Source organism: Pseudomonas sp. SMV7, from assembly GCF_052041995.1.
Classification (GTDB): domain Bacteria; phylum Pseudomonadota; class Gammaproteobacteria; order Pseudomonadales; family Pseudomonadaceae; genus Aquipseudomonas.
Map to the genome: position 1 here is coordinate 259,841 of NZ_JBKGGT010000007.1, position 13,571 is coordinate 273,411.

The 13,571-nt window shown below is 63.5% G+C and carries 13 protein-coding genes; 2 read left to right on the top strand and 11 right to left on the bottom strand.

The features are described 5' to 3' along the window. From ACLEJP_RS11800 to hutC, 6 genes are all read right to left on the bottom strand, one after another. Positions 1-831 carry a quaternary amine ABC transporter ATP-binding protein gene (locus ACLEJP_RS11800; RefSeq protein ID WP_170033254.1) on the bottom strand — a complete coding sequence of 277 codons (831 nt, stop codon included), beginning with the start codon at positions 829-831 and terminating at the stop codon, positions 1-3. Then, positions 828-1,679 (bottom strand): ABC transporter permease, encoded by an 852-nt coding sequence (locus ACLEJP_RS11805; RefSeq protein ID WP_170033255.1) that lies wholly within the window; start codon positions 1,677-1,679, stop codon positions 828-830. The genes ACLEJP_RS11800 and ACLEJP_RS11805 overlap by 4 nt, the downstream gene beginning before the upstream one ends. Before the next feature lie 26 nt (positions 1,680-1,705). Further along, positions 1,706-2,674: an ABC transporter substrate-binding protein gene (locus ACLEJP_RS11810; protein ID WP_440806573.1), complete on the bottom strand. Its 969-nt coding sequence runs from the start codon at positions 2,672-2,674 to the stop codon at positions 1,706-1,708. A gap of 106 nt (positions 2,675-2,780) precedes the next feature. Further along, positions 2,781-4,460, bottom strand: a complete 1,680-nt coding sequence (hutU, locus tag ACLEJP_RS11815; protein ID WP_440806574.1) for a urocanate hydratase — start codon at positions 4,458-4,460, stop codon at positions 2,781-2,783. 382 nt (positions 4,461-4,842) lie between these two features. Then, positions 4,843-5,418: a HutD/Ves family protein gene (locus ACLEJP_RS11820; protein WP_440806576.1), complete on the bottom strand. Its 576-nt coding sequence runs from the start codon at positions 5,416-5,418 to the stop codon at positions 4,843-4,845. Then, positions 5,415-6,125 carry a histidine utilization repressor gene (hutC, locus tag ACLEJP_RS11825; RefSeq protein WP_225780760.1) on the bottom strand — a complete coding sequence of 237 codons (711 nt, stop codon included), beginning with the start codon at positions 6,123-6,125 and terminating at the stop codon, positions 5,415-5,417. The genes ACLEJP_RS11820 and hutC overlap by 4 nt, the downstream gene beginning before the upstream one ends. Before the next feature lie 142 nt (positions 6,126-6,267). On the opposite strand from hutC, the gene ACLEJP_RS11830 reads away from it, so the two are divergent. Then, positions 6,268-7,632, top strand: coding sequence for a formimidoylglutamate deiminase (locus ACLEJP_RS11830; protein WP_440806578.1), 1,365 nt, complete (start codon positions 6,268-6,270; stop codon positions 7,630-7,632). A 33-nt stretch (positions 7,633-7,665) separates the two neighbouring features. Here the strand turns inward: ACLEJP_RS11830 and ACLEJP_RS11835 are convergent, their stop codons facing one another. The 5 genes from ACLEJP_RS11835 to ACLEJP_RS11855 form a co-directional block, all read right to left on the bottom strand. Next, positions 7,666-8,238: a lipocalin family protein gene (locus ACLEJP_RS11835; RefSeq protein WP_440806579.1), complete on the bottom strand. Its 573-nt coding sequence runs from the start codon at positions 8,236-8,238 to the stop codon at positions 7,666-7,668. Then, complete coding sequence (gene bamE, locus ACLEJP_RS11840; RefSeq protein ID WP_003249234.1) at positions 8,235-8,489, bottom strand: outer membrane protein assembly factor BamE domain-containing protein; 255 nt, start codon at positions 8,487-8,489, stop codon at positions 8,235-8,237. The genes ACLEJP_RS11835 and bamE overlap by 4 nt, the downstream gene beginning before the upstream one ends. A 227-nt stretch (positions 8,490-8,716) precedes the next feature. Beyond that, positions 8,717-9,313: a DUF924 family protein gene (locus ACLEJP_RS11845; protein WP_225779560.1), complete on the bottom strand. Its 597-nt coding sequence runs from the start codon at positions 9,311-9,313 to the stop codon at positions 8,717-8,719. A 3-nt stretch (positions 9,314-9,316) separates the two neighbouring features. After that, positions 9,317-10,327 carry a class 1 fructose-bisphosphatase gene (locus tag ACLEJP_RS11850; protein ID WP_051099541.1) on the bottom strand — a complete coding sequence of 337 codons (1,011 nt, stop codon included), beginning with the start codon at positions 10,325-10,327 and terminating at the stop codon, positions 9,317-9,319. Positions 10,328-10,520: 193 nt separating this feature from the next. Next, complete coding sequence (locus ACLEJP_RS11855; RefSeq protein WP_440806583.1) at positions 10,521-12,971, bottom strand: glycogen/starch/alpha-glucan phosphorylase; 2,451 nt, start codon at positions 12,969-12,971, stop codon at positions 10,521-10,523. 187 nt (positions 12,972-13,158) lie between these two features. Here ACLEJP_RS11855 and ACLEJP_RS11860 point away from each other — a divergent pair, with 187 nt between their 5' ends. Continuing rightward, positions 13,159-13,563, top strand: coding sequence for a YkgJ family cysteine cluster protein (locus tag ACLEJP_RS11860; RefSeq protein WP_440806585.1), 405 nt, complete (start codon positions 13,159-13,161; stop codon positions 13,561-13,563). Positions 13,564-13,571 lie beyond the last annotated feature (8 nt).

The following is a 13,571-nucleotide window of genomic DNA, read 5'->3' on the forward strand; positions in this document are numbered from 1 at the left end:
TCATACCGCGACCGCGCGGCGCTGGACAAAGCGGTCGACATATTCGTCGGCCGGGTCGTGGAGGATCTGGTGCGGCGTGCCGACCTGGATCAGGCGACCATCCTTGAGGATGGCGATGCGGTTGCCGATGCGCACGGCCTCGTCCAGGTCATGGGTGATGAACACGATGGTCTTGTGCAGGGTCTTCTGCAGCTCCAGCAGCTGGTCCTGCATTTCGGCGCGGATCAGCGGGTCGAGGGCGCTGAATGCCTCGTCCATGAGGATGATGTCGGTATCCGCCGCCAGCGCCCGAGCCAGGCCGACGCGTTGGCGCATGCCGCCGGACAGCTGGTGCGGGTACTTCTTCTCGTAGCCCTTCAGGCCGACGGTCTCGATCCACTGCTGGGCGCGTTCGGCACACAGCTGCTTGCTCTCGCCGCGCACCTTCAGGCCATAGGCGACGTTGTCCAGCACATTGCGGTGCGGCAGCAGGCCGAAGCTCTGGAACACCATGCTGATCTTGCGTCGACGAAATTCGCGCAGGGCGTCCATGTCGTACTGCAGGATGTCCTCGCCATCGACCAGGATCTGCCCGCTGGTGGGGTCGATCAGGCGGTTGAAATGGCGTACCAGGGTCGACTTGCCCGAACCGGACAGGCCCATGATCACGAAGATCTCGCCACTGCCGATGGACAACGACAGGTCGTTGACGCCCACCACGCAACCGGTCTGCGCCAGTACCTGGTCCTTGCCGTGGTTGTTGCGGATCAACTGCAGGGCCTCGTCGGCACGGTCGCCGAAGATCTTGAAGACGTTTTTCACTTCGATCTTGCTGATCGGCTGCATGCTCATTTGCTCACCTCATGGCGTGGCCGGCCATAGGCCTGGGTAATGCGATCGATCACCACCGCGAGAATCACGATGGCCAGGCCCGCTTCCAGGCCACGGCCGACGTTGAGGGTCTGGATACCAACCAGCACGTCCTCGCCCAGGCCACGGGCACCAATCATCGAGGCGATCACCACCATCGACAGGGCCATCATGGTGGTCTGGTTGATACCGGCCATGATGCTCGGCAGCGCCAGCGGCAGTTGCACGCCGAACAGTTGCTGCCAACGGTTGGCGCCGAAGGCGTTGATCGCTTCCATCACTTCGCCGTCGACCTGGCGGATACCCAGGTCGGTCAGGCGGATCAGCGGTGGCGCCGCGTAGATCACCGTGGCGAAGATCGCCGGCACCTTGCCCAGGCCGAACAGCATCAGCACCGGGATCAGGTACACGAAGCTGGGCATGGTCTGCATGATGTCCAGCAGCGGCATCAGCACCGCGCGCAGGCGGTTGCTGCGCGCCGACAGGATGCCCAGGGGGATGCCCACCAGGACCGAGATCAGCGTGGCCACCAGCATCAGCGCCAACGTCTGCATCAGTTTGTCCCACAGGCCGACGGCACCCACCAGGAACAGCAGGCCGGTAATCACCAGGGTCGGCAGGACACGCCGGGTGGCGTGCCAGGCGATGACAGCCACCACGCCGAGCATCAACCACCACGGCGTTGCACGCAGCGCGCCTTCGAGGCTGACGATCGCCCACAGCAGGGTGTCGGAGATGTGCCGGAACACATCCCCATAGTTGGTCACCAGGGCGTCGACCCAGCCGTTGACCCAATCGGCAATGGAGAATGTCAGGTTGTCAGGAAACATAGGTTCCACTCATCAGCTGAGGACGCTCAGAGCGCCGCGTTGATCTTCTTGGCAGCCTCTTCGCTGACCCAGGCCTGCCAGACTTCAGGATGTTCCTTGAGGAACGCCTTGGCCAGCGCAGGCGACTCGATCCGATCCTTGGTCATGCGCGCCAGGTTCTGGTTCAGCAGGTCGATCGGCAAGTTGACCTTCTGCAGCACCTCGACCAGCTCCGGCGCCTCGTCGTGGAAGGTTTTGGACAGGCCGACCTTGATCGACACGGTCTTGTCCACGCCGTCCTTTTCCTGCAGCTTGACCAGGTCGACCTGGCCCATCAGCGGGGTGGGTGTCCAGTAGTAGAACAGGATCGGCTCGCCGCGCTTGTAGCTCGACAGCACGGCGGCATCCAGCGCCGGGCCGGTGCCGGGGCGGAAGTTGGTGTAGCTGCTCTCCAGGCCGTATTCCTTGAGCATCCTGGTGTTGTCCAGCTCGCAGGTCCAACCCGCCGGGCAGTTGTAGAAGCGGCCTTTGCTGGGCTCTTCCGGGTCCTTGAACACGCTGGAATACCTGGCCAGGTCGGCCACACGCTTGAGGTCCGGTGCCTTGGCCTCGAGGTTGCGCTTGGCGTCGCCCTCGATCACGTAGCGCGGTACGTACCAGCCCTCCTCCGCGCCCACGACCGGAGCGCCGACGCCGACCACCTTGCCGGCGGCTTCGGCCTTGTTCCAGACCTCGCTGCGGCCAACCCACTCTTCGGCGAACACCTGGATGTCATTGGTGCCCAGCGCGTTCTCCATGGTGATGGAGTTGCCGGGCAGGCTGTCGGTCGAACAGCCGTAGCCATTCTTCAGCACGAATTGCATCACGTCGGTCAGCAGCATGCCGCTTTCCCAGTTCAATCCGGCGAACTTCACCGGCTTGCCAGACTCGCACCAGCCAGCGGCCTGGCTGCTACCGGCAGCACCGAGCAGGCCAAGGGCGAACAGCGAAGCAAGCAAGGTCTTGTTGGTTTTCATTGCGTGACGCTCCCAAACTTGAAAGTGGAATTCGGCAGTCCTTGCAAGAAAAAAGCTGGCGCCATGAAGGTGCTGCGTGGCTCAGCCCGCAGCACCCCATGGCCTGTCAGCCAGTGATCATCGGCAGGTTCAGACCCTGCTCTTTGGCGCAATCGATCGCGATCTGGTAACCCGCGTCGGCGTGACGCATCACCCCGGTGGCCGGGTCGTTGGTCAGCACGCGGGCGATACGCTCGGCCGCCGCGTCGGTGCCGTCACATACGATGACCATGCCAGAGTGCTGGGAGAAGCCCATGCCCACGCCGCCACCATGGTGCAGCGAAACCCAGGTGGCACCGCTGGCAGTGTTCAGCAGCGCGTTGAGCAGCGGCCAGTCGGACACGGCATCCGAACCGTCCTGCATGGCCTCGGTCTCGCGGTTGGGGCTGGACACCGAACCCGAGTCGAGGTGGTCGCGACCGATCACGATCGGTGCCGACAGCTCGCCACTGCGCACCATCTCGTTGAACGCCAGGCCCAGCTTGGCCCGCAGCCCCAGGCCAACCCAGCAGATACGGGCCGGCAGGCCCTGGAAGCTGATGCGCTCGCGGGCCATGTCCAGCCAGCGGTGCAGGTGGGCGTCGTCCGGGATCAGTTCCTTGACCTTGGCGTCGGTCTTGTAGATGTCCTCGGCCTCGCCGGACAGCGCGGCCCAGCGGAACGGGCCGATACCGCGGCAGAACAGTGGGCGGATGTACGCCGGGACGAACCCCGGGAAGTCGAAGGCATTGGCGACGCCCTCTTCCTTGGCCATCTGGCGGATGTTGTTGCCGTAGTCGAAGGTCGGCACGCCCTGCTTCTGGAAGTCGAGCATGGCCTGCACGTGCACGGCCATCGACTGCTTGGCGGCCTTGACCACGGCGGCCGGCTCGGTCTGCGCACGGTCGCGATACTGTTCCCAGGTCCAACCCGCCGGCAGGTAGCCGTTGAGCGGGTCGTGGGCGCTGGTCTGGTCGGTGACCATGTCCGGGCGTACGCCGCGCTTGACCAGTTCGGGCAGGATTTCTGCGGCGTTGCCGTGCAGGGCGATGGAAATGGCCTTGCCTTCGGCGGTGTACCGGGCGATGCGCGCCAGGGCGTCGTCAAGGTCGTGGGCCTGCTCGTCGACGTAGCGGGTCTGCAGGCGGAAATCGATTCGGCTCTGCTGGCACTCGATGTTCAGCGAGCAGGCGCCGGCCAGGGTGGCGGCCAGTGGCTGGGCGCCGCCCATGCCGCCCAGGCCCGCGGTCAGCACCCACTTGCCTTTGAGGCTGCCCCCGTAGTGCTGGCGGCCAGCCTCGACGAAGGTTTCGTAGGTGCCCTGGACGATGCCCTGGCTGCCGATGTAGATCCAGCTGCCGGCGGTCATCTGGCCGTACATGGCCAGGCCCTTGGCATCCAGCTCGTTGAAGTGCTCCCAGTTGGCCCAGTGCGGTACTAGGTTGGAGTTGGCGATCAGCACGCGCGGGGCGTTGGCGTGGGTCTTGAACACACCGACCGGTTTGCCGGACTGCACCAGCAAGGTTTCATCATCGTTCAGCTGGGTCAGGCTCTCGACGATCTTGTCGTAGCAAGCCCAGTTGCGTGCGGCGCGGCCGATGCCGCCATACACCACCAGTTCTTTCGGGTTTTCGGCAACCTGCGGGTCGAGGTTGTTCATCAGCATGCGCAGCGGCGCTTCGGTCAGCCAGCTCTTGGCGGTCAGCTTGTTGCCACGCGGGGCGCGGATCTCGACGTCACGGAATTTGTTCAGCTTGTTGTCAGTCACGAAAAGTGCTCCTCGAGCGATCTATCCAAAACCCGACGCGATCGGCGGGCCAGTGGTGCGGTCTGTACAGCGCGAAGTGGACGGCCTATCCACTTTCGCCTACTTGGCTTTACTTGTACATACAAGCATATGCAATTGAACGGCCAAGTCGCTTCGCCGGGCGTGTTCATGGGCCGGCTCATGGCGTTGCAGGCCGCATGGCGCAAGGGCTGCAGAAAATGGAAAAAACCTGGCGAGGCAATTGGCGAGGAGGATGAGGGCCCGTGGGCATTGCGCCAACTTGGGGCATTCGGTAACAGGCCAGACCTTTTCGGGGCGTTACCGGGTAACTCCTGGTGGGGTGGTGCGGCCCTTTCGCCGGGTTGCAAAGGGCCGGTGGGTATTACGAAAGCGCAGTCAGCTCGATCACACAGCAACGTCCGAGCACTTCCACTTCCAGCAGGTGGTCGTTACCGCTCAGTTGCAAGCAGTCATACAGCCCCAGCGCCGGCTGCAGCTGGCCGTCGATACTCACCTGCAATTGCGCCTGGCCACTGAACACCAGCACGGTGCCGGCGGCACTGAACAGCCGGCTGTCGCCGTGGTACCACTGCAGTCGCGCACGGTAACGCAGTGGTGCGTAGATCAGGTTGAAGTCGCGAATCGCCCCGCCCAGCAGCGCGCAGCTCACCTGGCTTTCACCGCTGAACGCGTAGGCATCGAAGGGCACCAGCGGCCGGCTGGGCTGGCCATCCACCGTAAGGCGCATTCCATCGCCTTGCAGCACGGTGATGATGCGCTGGTAACCGGCAAAGGTAGAGAACCCACCAGAGGCCTCGATATCGGCTATCGACAAGCGCCAGCCGAAGCCCTCGAGCCCGTCACCGGCATCGCGGGTGATTTCCTCGGTGAAGCCACCACCGTTCTTCCACGGCATGCGCGGGTAGTCTTTGGCACGCAACCAGTGCATTTGGCTCATTTGCTGAAACGTCCTTCCAGGCGATGACGGGAACCGGGGTGGATCAACCGCGCCGCGGTGACAGGCTGGCGGCCGGACCAGGTGCGGCGGCGGATCAACAGGCACGGCTCACCTTGCTCGATCTGCAGCAGCCTGCATTCGTCAGGCTCGGCGAGGATGGCTTCGACGACGTGCTCGCCCTCGGTCAGCGGCGCTACCTGGGACAGGTAGGCATAGGGCGTCTGCAGGGTGAAATCCTGCTTGAGGTAGTCCGGGGCGATCTGGGCATTGACGTAACGGTCTTCGATCTGCACCGGGACGCCGTTTTCGTAATGCACGATCAACGAATGGAACACCCGCTGGCCTTCACGCATATCGAGGGCCAGGGCGCGTTCGGAGCCGGCGGTCTCCTCGGCCAGGGTAATCAGCTGGCAACTATGCTGGTGGCCACGGGCGGCAATCTCGTCAGCGATGTTGTTGACTTCGAACAGCGCCGAACGAGTCTTGGGCTCGGCAACGAAGGTGCCGACCCCCTGCATGCGCACCAACAGCCCTTCGGCGGTAAGCTCACGCAATGCGCGGTTGATGGTCATGCGGCTGAAGCCCAGCTGGCTGACCAGCTCGCTTTCGGACGGCACGCGGTGGTGCGGCGGCCAGCTGCCATTCTCGATCTGCTGGACGATCATCTGCTTGACCCGGGCGTACAGCGGCGCCGGGCCCTCGCCCATTTGGGCCACCAGCGCGGAAACAGAAGGTGTCGGCACGGCTTTGATCCTTGTGCGAATAGATTGATGGTAGCTTGCCGCAGTTTACCCGGCAGGCAAACGCCTGTATATGTATATACAAGTTGAACAATAACAGGATAGCGCAATGCCCGCCTATTACGCCGAACGTGCCCTCCTGCCCAGCGGTTGGGTTCACAATGTCCGTTTCGAGGTAGCCGCCGACGGCACTCTGGCGGCAGTCGCAGCCGAGGCCAGTGCCGAAGGCGCAGAGCGCCTTGGCGGCCCTGTGCTGCCAGGCATGCCCAACCTGCACTCGCACGCCTTTCAGCGGGCCATGGCGGGCCTGGCAGAGGTGGCCGGCAACCCCAACGACAGCTTCTGGACCTGGCGCGACCTGATGTACCGCCTGGTCGGCCAGATCAGCCCGGAACAACTGCAGGTCATCGCCCGCCAGCTGTACATCGAAATGCTCAAGGCTGGCTACACCTCGGTGGCCGAGTTCCATTACGTGCACCACGACCAGGCCGGCCAGGCCTATGCCGACCCGGCGGAGCTGTCGCGCCGCATCAGCGCGGCTGCCAGCGACAGCGGTATCGGCCTGACCTTGCTGCCGGTGCTGTACAGCCATGCCGGGTTTGGTGGCCAGGCGCCGAATGACGGGCAGCGGCGTTTCATCAACTCCACCGAAAGGTACCTGCAGCTGCAAGCACAACTGGCCCCGCTGCTGGCCGGCCAACCGGCACAGCAACTGGGTTTGTGCTTCCACTCGCTACGGGCGGTGACACCTGGGCAGATTACCGAGGTGCTGGCAGCCAGCGACAAGCACTGCCCGGTACATATCCACATCGCCGAGCAGCAGAAGGAAGTCGATGACTGCCTGGCCTGGAGCGGCCAGCGCCCGTTGCAGTGGCTGTACCAGCATGTGGACGTCGACCCGCGCTGGTGCCTGGTACATGCCACCCATGCCGAGCCGGATGAAGTCACCGCCATGGCCCGCAGCGGCGCGGTGGCGGGGCTGTGCCTGACCACGGAAGCCAACCTGGGCGACGGGATCTTCCCGGCGGTGGACTACCTGGCCCAGGACGGTCGCCTGGGCATCGGCTCGGACAGCCATGTATCGCTCAGCGTGGTGGAGGAGCTGCGCTGGCTGGAATACGGCCAGCGGCTGCGTGACCAGCGGCGCAACCGCCTGTATCGCGGCGACCAGCCGATGGTCGGGCGCACCTTGTATGACGCCGCCCTGAGCGGTGGCGCACAGGCGTTGGGGCAGGCGGTCGGGGAGCTGGCAGTGGGCAAGCGTGCCGACTGGCTGGTGCTCGATGGGCAGGACCCCTACATCGCCGTGGCCGAGGGTGATGCCATTCTCAACCGCTGGCTGTTTGCTGGCGGTGACCGGCAGGTGCGCGATGTGATGGTGAACGGACAGTGGGTGGTGCGCCAGGGGCGCCATGCGCAGGAAGAGGAAAGCGGGCGGGCGTTCGCCGGGGTGTTGCGCCAGCTGTTGCGGTAGCGGTGAATCGGGGCTGCCTCGCAGCCCCGGAATTCAATGCATCTTGACGATCTGCTGGTCCGAAGCGCGCCAGATCAAGCGGCTGGTGTCATACCCCTGTTGTCGCGCCCTGGACATCAGGTTCTCGCGCTCCCAGGCCGGCAGTGTCGGCGTCCGTGACAGCAGCCACAAGTGCTTGCGGTCGGGGCTGCCAACCACCGCCGTGCGGTAACGCTCGTCCACATACAGAATCCAGTACTCGCCCCTGGCCACGCCTGGCACCAGCTTGGTGAACCAGTTGTCGAACTCGACCCACAACTTGTCGGTGTGGCCCGGCTCCTGAATGTTCGCGTGCCCTTCTGCACGCAGCCATTCGTCACCCATGGTGCGGCAACGGTTGAGCACGCCCAGGCTGCCATCGACCCTGAGGTTGTAGTGCGCCTCGGATTGCTCACAACCGTCCTGGTATTGCATCGGCAGGCGTGCCAGCTCGTACCATTTTCCCTGGTAGCGCTTGAGGTCGACATTGCCAGCGGTCTTCGGCGCAAGCGGGTCGTGCACCGAGCCGGCACAGCCACCCAGCAGCAACGCCAGGCATACCCCCATCAGCAGGTACAGGTGCTTCATTTGAGGCCCTGCCCGGAATACATCAGCACCTTGTCAGCCGCGTACTGCACACTGATGAAGCTCTTCTCGTCCCCCCAGGTGCAGCTGCTCATGCCCAGTGCGCCGGAACACTCGGTCGGCGTGCCGAGCAACTGCTCGACCTCGGCCTTGTTCATACCGGCCTTGATCTTGGAATAGTTTTCCTGATTGATCTTGCTGCAGGCAGTCAGGACGACGCACAGCGACAACAGGGCGAGGGAACGCAACGACATGAAGGACACTCCTGGACAGGGGATACAGGCGAGTGGCCTGCAGTGACCTTCGACGGAAAAATCCCTCCCAGGTTCCCTGCCCTACCCCCTTTCCCCCTACACCATTGGTCGGATGGCCACTAATGTGCGATTAATCACAAAGCATTAGTCGCGCGAGCAATAAAAAGGCCGCTTCTGTGCAGAAGCGGCCTTGCGTCGTGACGGCTTGCGCAGTGCGCCCCGTGGCCTCAGAACCTCGACCCGGGCTCCAGCAGAAAGTCCATCTCTTCGCTGGTACTGGGCCGTTCCAATACCAGGTTGCGGTGCGGGAAGCGCCCGAACCGCTCGATCACCCGCCGGTGCTGCTCGGCATAATCGAGAAAACCTTCGAACAACCGGCGGTTGGCCTCTGGCTGCTCGTCCAGCAGCATCTGGTAGCGCTCGACACACAGGTTCTGCCAATCCAGCACTTCGGCATGCTCAAGCACCAGCAGCACGAACACCCGCTGGATCGGCAGCAACTGGTAGTCCCAGCCCTTCTGCAGGCCCTGCATGGCCACTACCTGAGCGCGCCGGTCACCCTCGAAGGCGCGTGGCGTGTCGCGATAGATCATGCGCGGCAGCTGGTCCAGCAGGATCAGCAGGCCCAGCCAGCCCTGCGGGCTCTGCTGCCACTCGTCGAGCCCGCCGGCCAGGGCGTGCTCGACCAGTTCGCCAAACAGCGCATGGGCCTCGGCATCGTGATGCTTGCCGAACCACAGCGTGCTCTTCTCGTCAGCCACGGCCTGGGGACTGGTGCCCCAACCGAACCACCACTCCAGCAACGGCTGCCAAGGTGCGAGCATGACTTACTCCTTGTGGTAGGCGGTGACGCGCTCGACCTCTTCCTTCGAGCCGAGGATTACCGACACGCGCTGGTGCAGGCTCTCAGGCTGGATGTCGAGGATGCGATCGTAACCGTTGGTGGAGGCGCCGCCGGCCTGTTCGATGATGAACGACATCGGGTTGGCTTCGTACATCAGGCGCAGTTTGCCCGGCTTGCTCGGCTCGCGGGCGTCACGTGGGTACATGAACAGGCCGCCACGGGTCAGAATGCGGTGCACGTCGGCCACCATCGAGGCGATCCAGCGCATGTTGTAGTTCTTTTTCAGCGGGCCGGTCTCGCCGGCCAGCAGTTCGCCCACGTAGCGCTGGACCGGTGCTTCCCAGTGGCGCTGGTTGGACATGTTGATGGCGAACTCGGCGGTGCTTTCCGGCACGCGGATGTTCTCGTGGGTCAGGACGAAGCTGCCCAGCTCGCGGTCCAGGGTGAAGCCCTTGACGCCGTTGCCCAGAGTCAGGATCAGCATGGTCTGCGGGCCGTAGATGGCATAACCGGCGGCGACCTGCTGGGTGCCTGGCTGCAGGAAGGCTTTTTCGTTCAGGGTTTCGTTCTGGCTCAGGTACTCGTTAGGGCAACGCAGTACCGAGAAGATGGTGCCGACCGACACGTTGACGTCGATGTTGGACGAGCCGTCCAGCGGATCGAAGACCAGCAGGTAGGCGCCTTTCGGGTACTTGCCCGGGATCTGGTAGGCATTGTCCATTTCTTCGGAGGCCATGCCGGCCAGGTGGCCACCCCACTCGTTGGCCTCCAGCAGGATATCGTTGGAAATCACGTCCAGCTTCTTCTGGACTTCGCCCTGCACGTTTTCAGTGCCCATGCTGCCCAGCACACCACCGAGGGCGCCTTTGGACACGTGATGGCTGATTTCCTTGCACGCACGCGCCACCACCTCGATCAGGAAGCGCAGATCGGCAGGGGTATTGTTGCTGCGGGTCTGCTCAATCAGATAGCGACTCAGGGTAACGCGGGACATGTATGGCTCCGAAAGGATTGGCGGGATAAAAAACCCACGCAGTTTACAGGGAGAGTTGCAGGCTAGCGAGTGATGAGATTCGCCACGGCTCTCAGACGGCACAATAGGTCGGTAGTTCAGCGTGCGCCAGGCCGACGGTCTGGTCATGGGCCTGTTCACGGGCATGCCCGCGAACAGGCCATTCAGGCTTGAATCAATCCAGAGCCTTCCAGATCTCGCTGGCATATTCACGAATGGTCCGGTCCGACGAGAACCAGCCCATCCGCGCGGTGTTCAGCACCGCCATGCGCCACCACTCCTGCGGCTTGTGCCACAACTCCTCGACCCGGCGCTGGGCGTCCCAGTAGGCGTCGAAATCGGCACACACCAGAAAGCGGTCATAGGCCACCAGCCCATCGATCAGGGCGGTGTAGCGCGACGGATCATCCGGCGAGAACACCCCGCTGCGAATGGCTTGCAGCACATCGTTCAGGCGGCTGGACGCGGCAATCGCCGCAGTGGCGCCGAAGTCCCCGGCGCGCCGCCGCGCTTCCACCTGCTGCGCCGTGAGGCCGAAGATGAACATGTTGTCGGCCCCGACCTGCTCGCTCATTTCCACATTGGCGCCATCCAGGGTGCCGATGGTGAGCGCGCCGTTCAGGCCGAACTTCATGTTGCTGGTACCGGACGCTTCGTAGCCGGCGGTCGAAATCTGCTCGGAAAGGTCCGCCGCCGGAATGATGCATTCGGCCAGGCTGACGTTGTAGTTGGGCAGGAACACCACCTTCAGCAGGCCGCGCACCGTCGGGTCGTTGTTCACCACCCGGGCGATGTCGTTGGCCAGCTTGATGATCAGCTTGGCCTGGTGATAGCTGGCCGCGGCCTTGCCGGCGAAGATCTTGACCCGCGGCACCCAGTCGCTACCCGGGTCGTTGCGCATGGCCTGGTACAGCGCCACGGTGTGCAGCAGGTTGAGCAACTGGCGCTTGTACTCGTGGATGCGCTTGACCTGCACGTCGAACAGCGCCTCGGGGTTCACCGTGACGCCCAGGCGGTCCTGGATGATGCTGGCCAGGGCACGCTTGCTGTGCAGGCGCTGGGCAGCGAACTGCTTGCGGAAAGCGCCTTTATCGGCGAACGGCACCAGGCCGGCCAGGCGTCCCTCAGGGTCATCCAGCAGCTCAGGGCCCAGCGCCTCGACCAGCATGGCCGTGAGCTGCGGGTTGGACTGGTACAGCCAGCGGCGGAAGGTGATGCCGTTGGTCTTGTTGTTGATCCGTTGCGGGTAAAGTTTGTGCAGCTCGGCGAACACCGTGCTTTTCATCAGTTTGCTGTGCAGCGCCGAAACCCCGTTGACGCTGTGCGAGCCGAGAAATGCCAGGTTGCCCATGCGCACCCGACGGCCGTTGTCTTCCTCGATCAGCGACACCGCCCGCAACACATCGAAGTCATGCAGGCCTTTGGCCCGTAGCGCATCGATATGGTAGGCGTTGATCAGGTAGATGATCTGCATGTGCCGTGGCAGCATCCGCTCCATCAGCGCCACCGGCCAGGTTTCCAGGGCTTCCGGCAGCAGGGTGTGATTGGTGTAGGCCAGGGTGCCCACGGTCAGTTCCCAGGCGGTATCCCAGGGAATTTCATGCTGGTCGACCAACAGGCGCATCAGCTCGGCCACGGCGATCGACGGGTGGGTGTCGTTGAGCTGGATGGCCGCCGCGTCGGGCAGGTTGAGCAGGTTGTCATGCATGTTCAGGTGACGACGCAGCAGGTCCTGCAGCGACGCCGAGACGAAAAAGTACTCCTGGCGCAGCCGCAGCTCCTGGCCGGCCTCGGTGCTGTCGGCCGGGTAAAGTACCCGCGAGATGCTTTCGGCCCGGGCCACCTCGGCTACCGCGCCGAGGTGGTCACCGGCATTGAAGCGCTCCAGGTGCAGCTCTTCCAGCGCCCGCGCACGCCACAGGCGCAGGGTATTGACGCTGGACCCGCGCCAACCGACCACCGGGGTGTCATAGGCCACCGCCCGCACGGTCTCGCCCGGCCACCATACCTGGCGTTGCTGGCCGTGGCTGTCATGCACCGTTTCGACGCTGCCGCCAAAGCTGATCGGGTAGATCACCTCGGCGCGCTCGAATTCCCAGGGGTTGCCGAAATCCAGCCAGTTCTCGGTCTGTTCCTGCTGCCAGCCATCGACCATGGCCTGGCGGAACAGCCCATGCTCATAGCGGATACCGTAGCCGTGGGCAGCAATACCGAGGGTCGACATGCTCTCCATGAAGCACGCTGCAAGGCGGCCCAGGCCGCCGTTGCCCAACGCTGCATCGGGCTCGAGCAGGCGGATCCGCTCCAGGTCCACATCCAGGCCTTCCAGCGCATCGCGGGCAATGTCGAGCAGGCCCAGGTTGCTGAGGCTGTCATACAACAGGCGGCCGATGAGAAATTCGAGGGAAAGGTAATAGACCCGCTTCTGGCTACGGCGATATGCCTGCCGGGTGTGGTCCATCCAGTGATCGACCATGTGATCGCGCGCGGCCAGGGCGATGGCTTCGAACCAGTCGTGGTCGAAGGCATGTTCCGGGTCCTTGCCGACCGCGTAGGTCAGCTTGTCCAGTACAGCGGCGCGAAATTCGGCCACCTCGGCGTCACGAGCTTTGGGTTCCTGGGACATGCGGCATCCTCGGGCAAGTTGACGAAAACGGAGGGAGACTTCTGAGCCTAGACCCTTCGACAGGGAGTGACAGTTACCGTTCGCAGTTTTCATGCCCACTCTGCGATTCCGGCAAAAGGTTGTTCATAAATTGAACAATTCCGGTATGATCGCGCGCCCAAGACCGTGATACACCCTCATAACGATGATGAAAACGACCCTGATCGCTGCGGCCGAAGTCGACCGCCTGGAGACCTGGCAGCGCTACACCAGCAACATGTGCCATGGCTGCCATTCGACCTGCTGCACCTTGCCAGTGGAGGTGAAGATCAAGGATCTGATCCGTATCGGCGTGGTCGACGAATTCGAAAAAGACGAACCGCCGAAGAACATCGCCAAGCGCCTGCAGAAAGAAGGCATCATCGAACGCTTCAACCAGAAATCGGGAATCTTCACCCTGACCCGCATGAGCAACGACGACTGCCTGTACCTGGATCGTAAAAGCCGGCTGTGCACCATTTATGACAAGCGGCCGGACACCTGCCGCAACCACCCCAAGGTCGGGCCGCGGCCGGGGTTTTGTGCCTACAAGCCCAAGGTGGTCGGGCGCTGATCGCTAGC

Excerpts from the sequence above, each read along its gene's own strand:
- bamE (WP_003249234.1), bottom strand. The coding sequence starts at position 8,489 with ATGTCGTTGCGTTCCCTCGCCCTGTTGTCGCTGTGCGTCGTCCTGACT.
- ACLEJP_RS11800 (WP_170033254.1), bottom strand. The coding sequence starts at position 831 with ATGAGCATGCAGCCGATCAGCAAGATCGAAGTGAAAAACGTCTTCAAG.
- ACLEJP_RS11805 (WP_170033255.1), bottom strand. The coding sequence starts at position 1,679 with ATGTTTCCTGACAACCTGACATTCTCCATTGCCGATTGGGTCAACGGC.
- hutC (WP_225780760.1), bottom strand. The coding sequence starts at position 6,125 with ATGGGCGAGGGCCCGGCGCCGCTGTACGCCCGGGTCAAGCAGATGATC.
- ACLEJP_RS11850 (WP_051099541.1), bottom strand. The coding sequence starts at position 10,327 with ATGTCCCGCGTTACCCTGAGTCGCTATCTGATTGAGCAGACCCGCAGC.
- ACLEJP_RS11855 (WP_440806583.1), bottom strand. The coding sequence starts at position 12,971 with ATGTCCCAGGAACCCAAAGCTCGTGACGCCGAGGTGGCCGAATTTCGC.
- ACLEJP_RS11845 (WP_225779560.1), bottom strand. The coding sequence starts at position 9,313 with ATGCTCGCACCTTGGCAGCCGTTGCTGGAGTGGTGGTTCGGTTGGGGC.
- ACLEJP_RS11820 (WP_440806576.1), bottom strand. The coding sequence starts at position 5,418 with ATGAGCCAAATGCACTGGTTGCGTGCCAAAGACTACCCGCGCATGCCG.
- ACLEJP_RS11810 (WP_440806573.1), bottom strand. The coding sequence starts at position 2,674 with ATGAAAACCAACAAGACCTTGCTTGCTTCGCTGTTCGCCCTTGGCCTG.
- ACLEJP_RS11860 (WP_440806585.1), top strand. The coding sequence starts at position 13,159 with ATGAAAACGACCCTGATCGCTGCGGCCGAAGTCGACCGCCTGGAGACC.
- ACLEJP_RS11830 (WP_440806578.1), top strand. The coding sequence starts at position 6,268 with ATGCCCGCCTATTACGCCGAACGTGCCCTCCTGCCCAGCGGTTGGGTT.
- ACLEJP_RS11835 (WP_440806579.1), bottom strand. The coding sequence starts at position 8,238 with ATGAAGCACCTGTACCTGCTGATGGGGGTATGCCTGGCGTTGCTGCTG.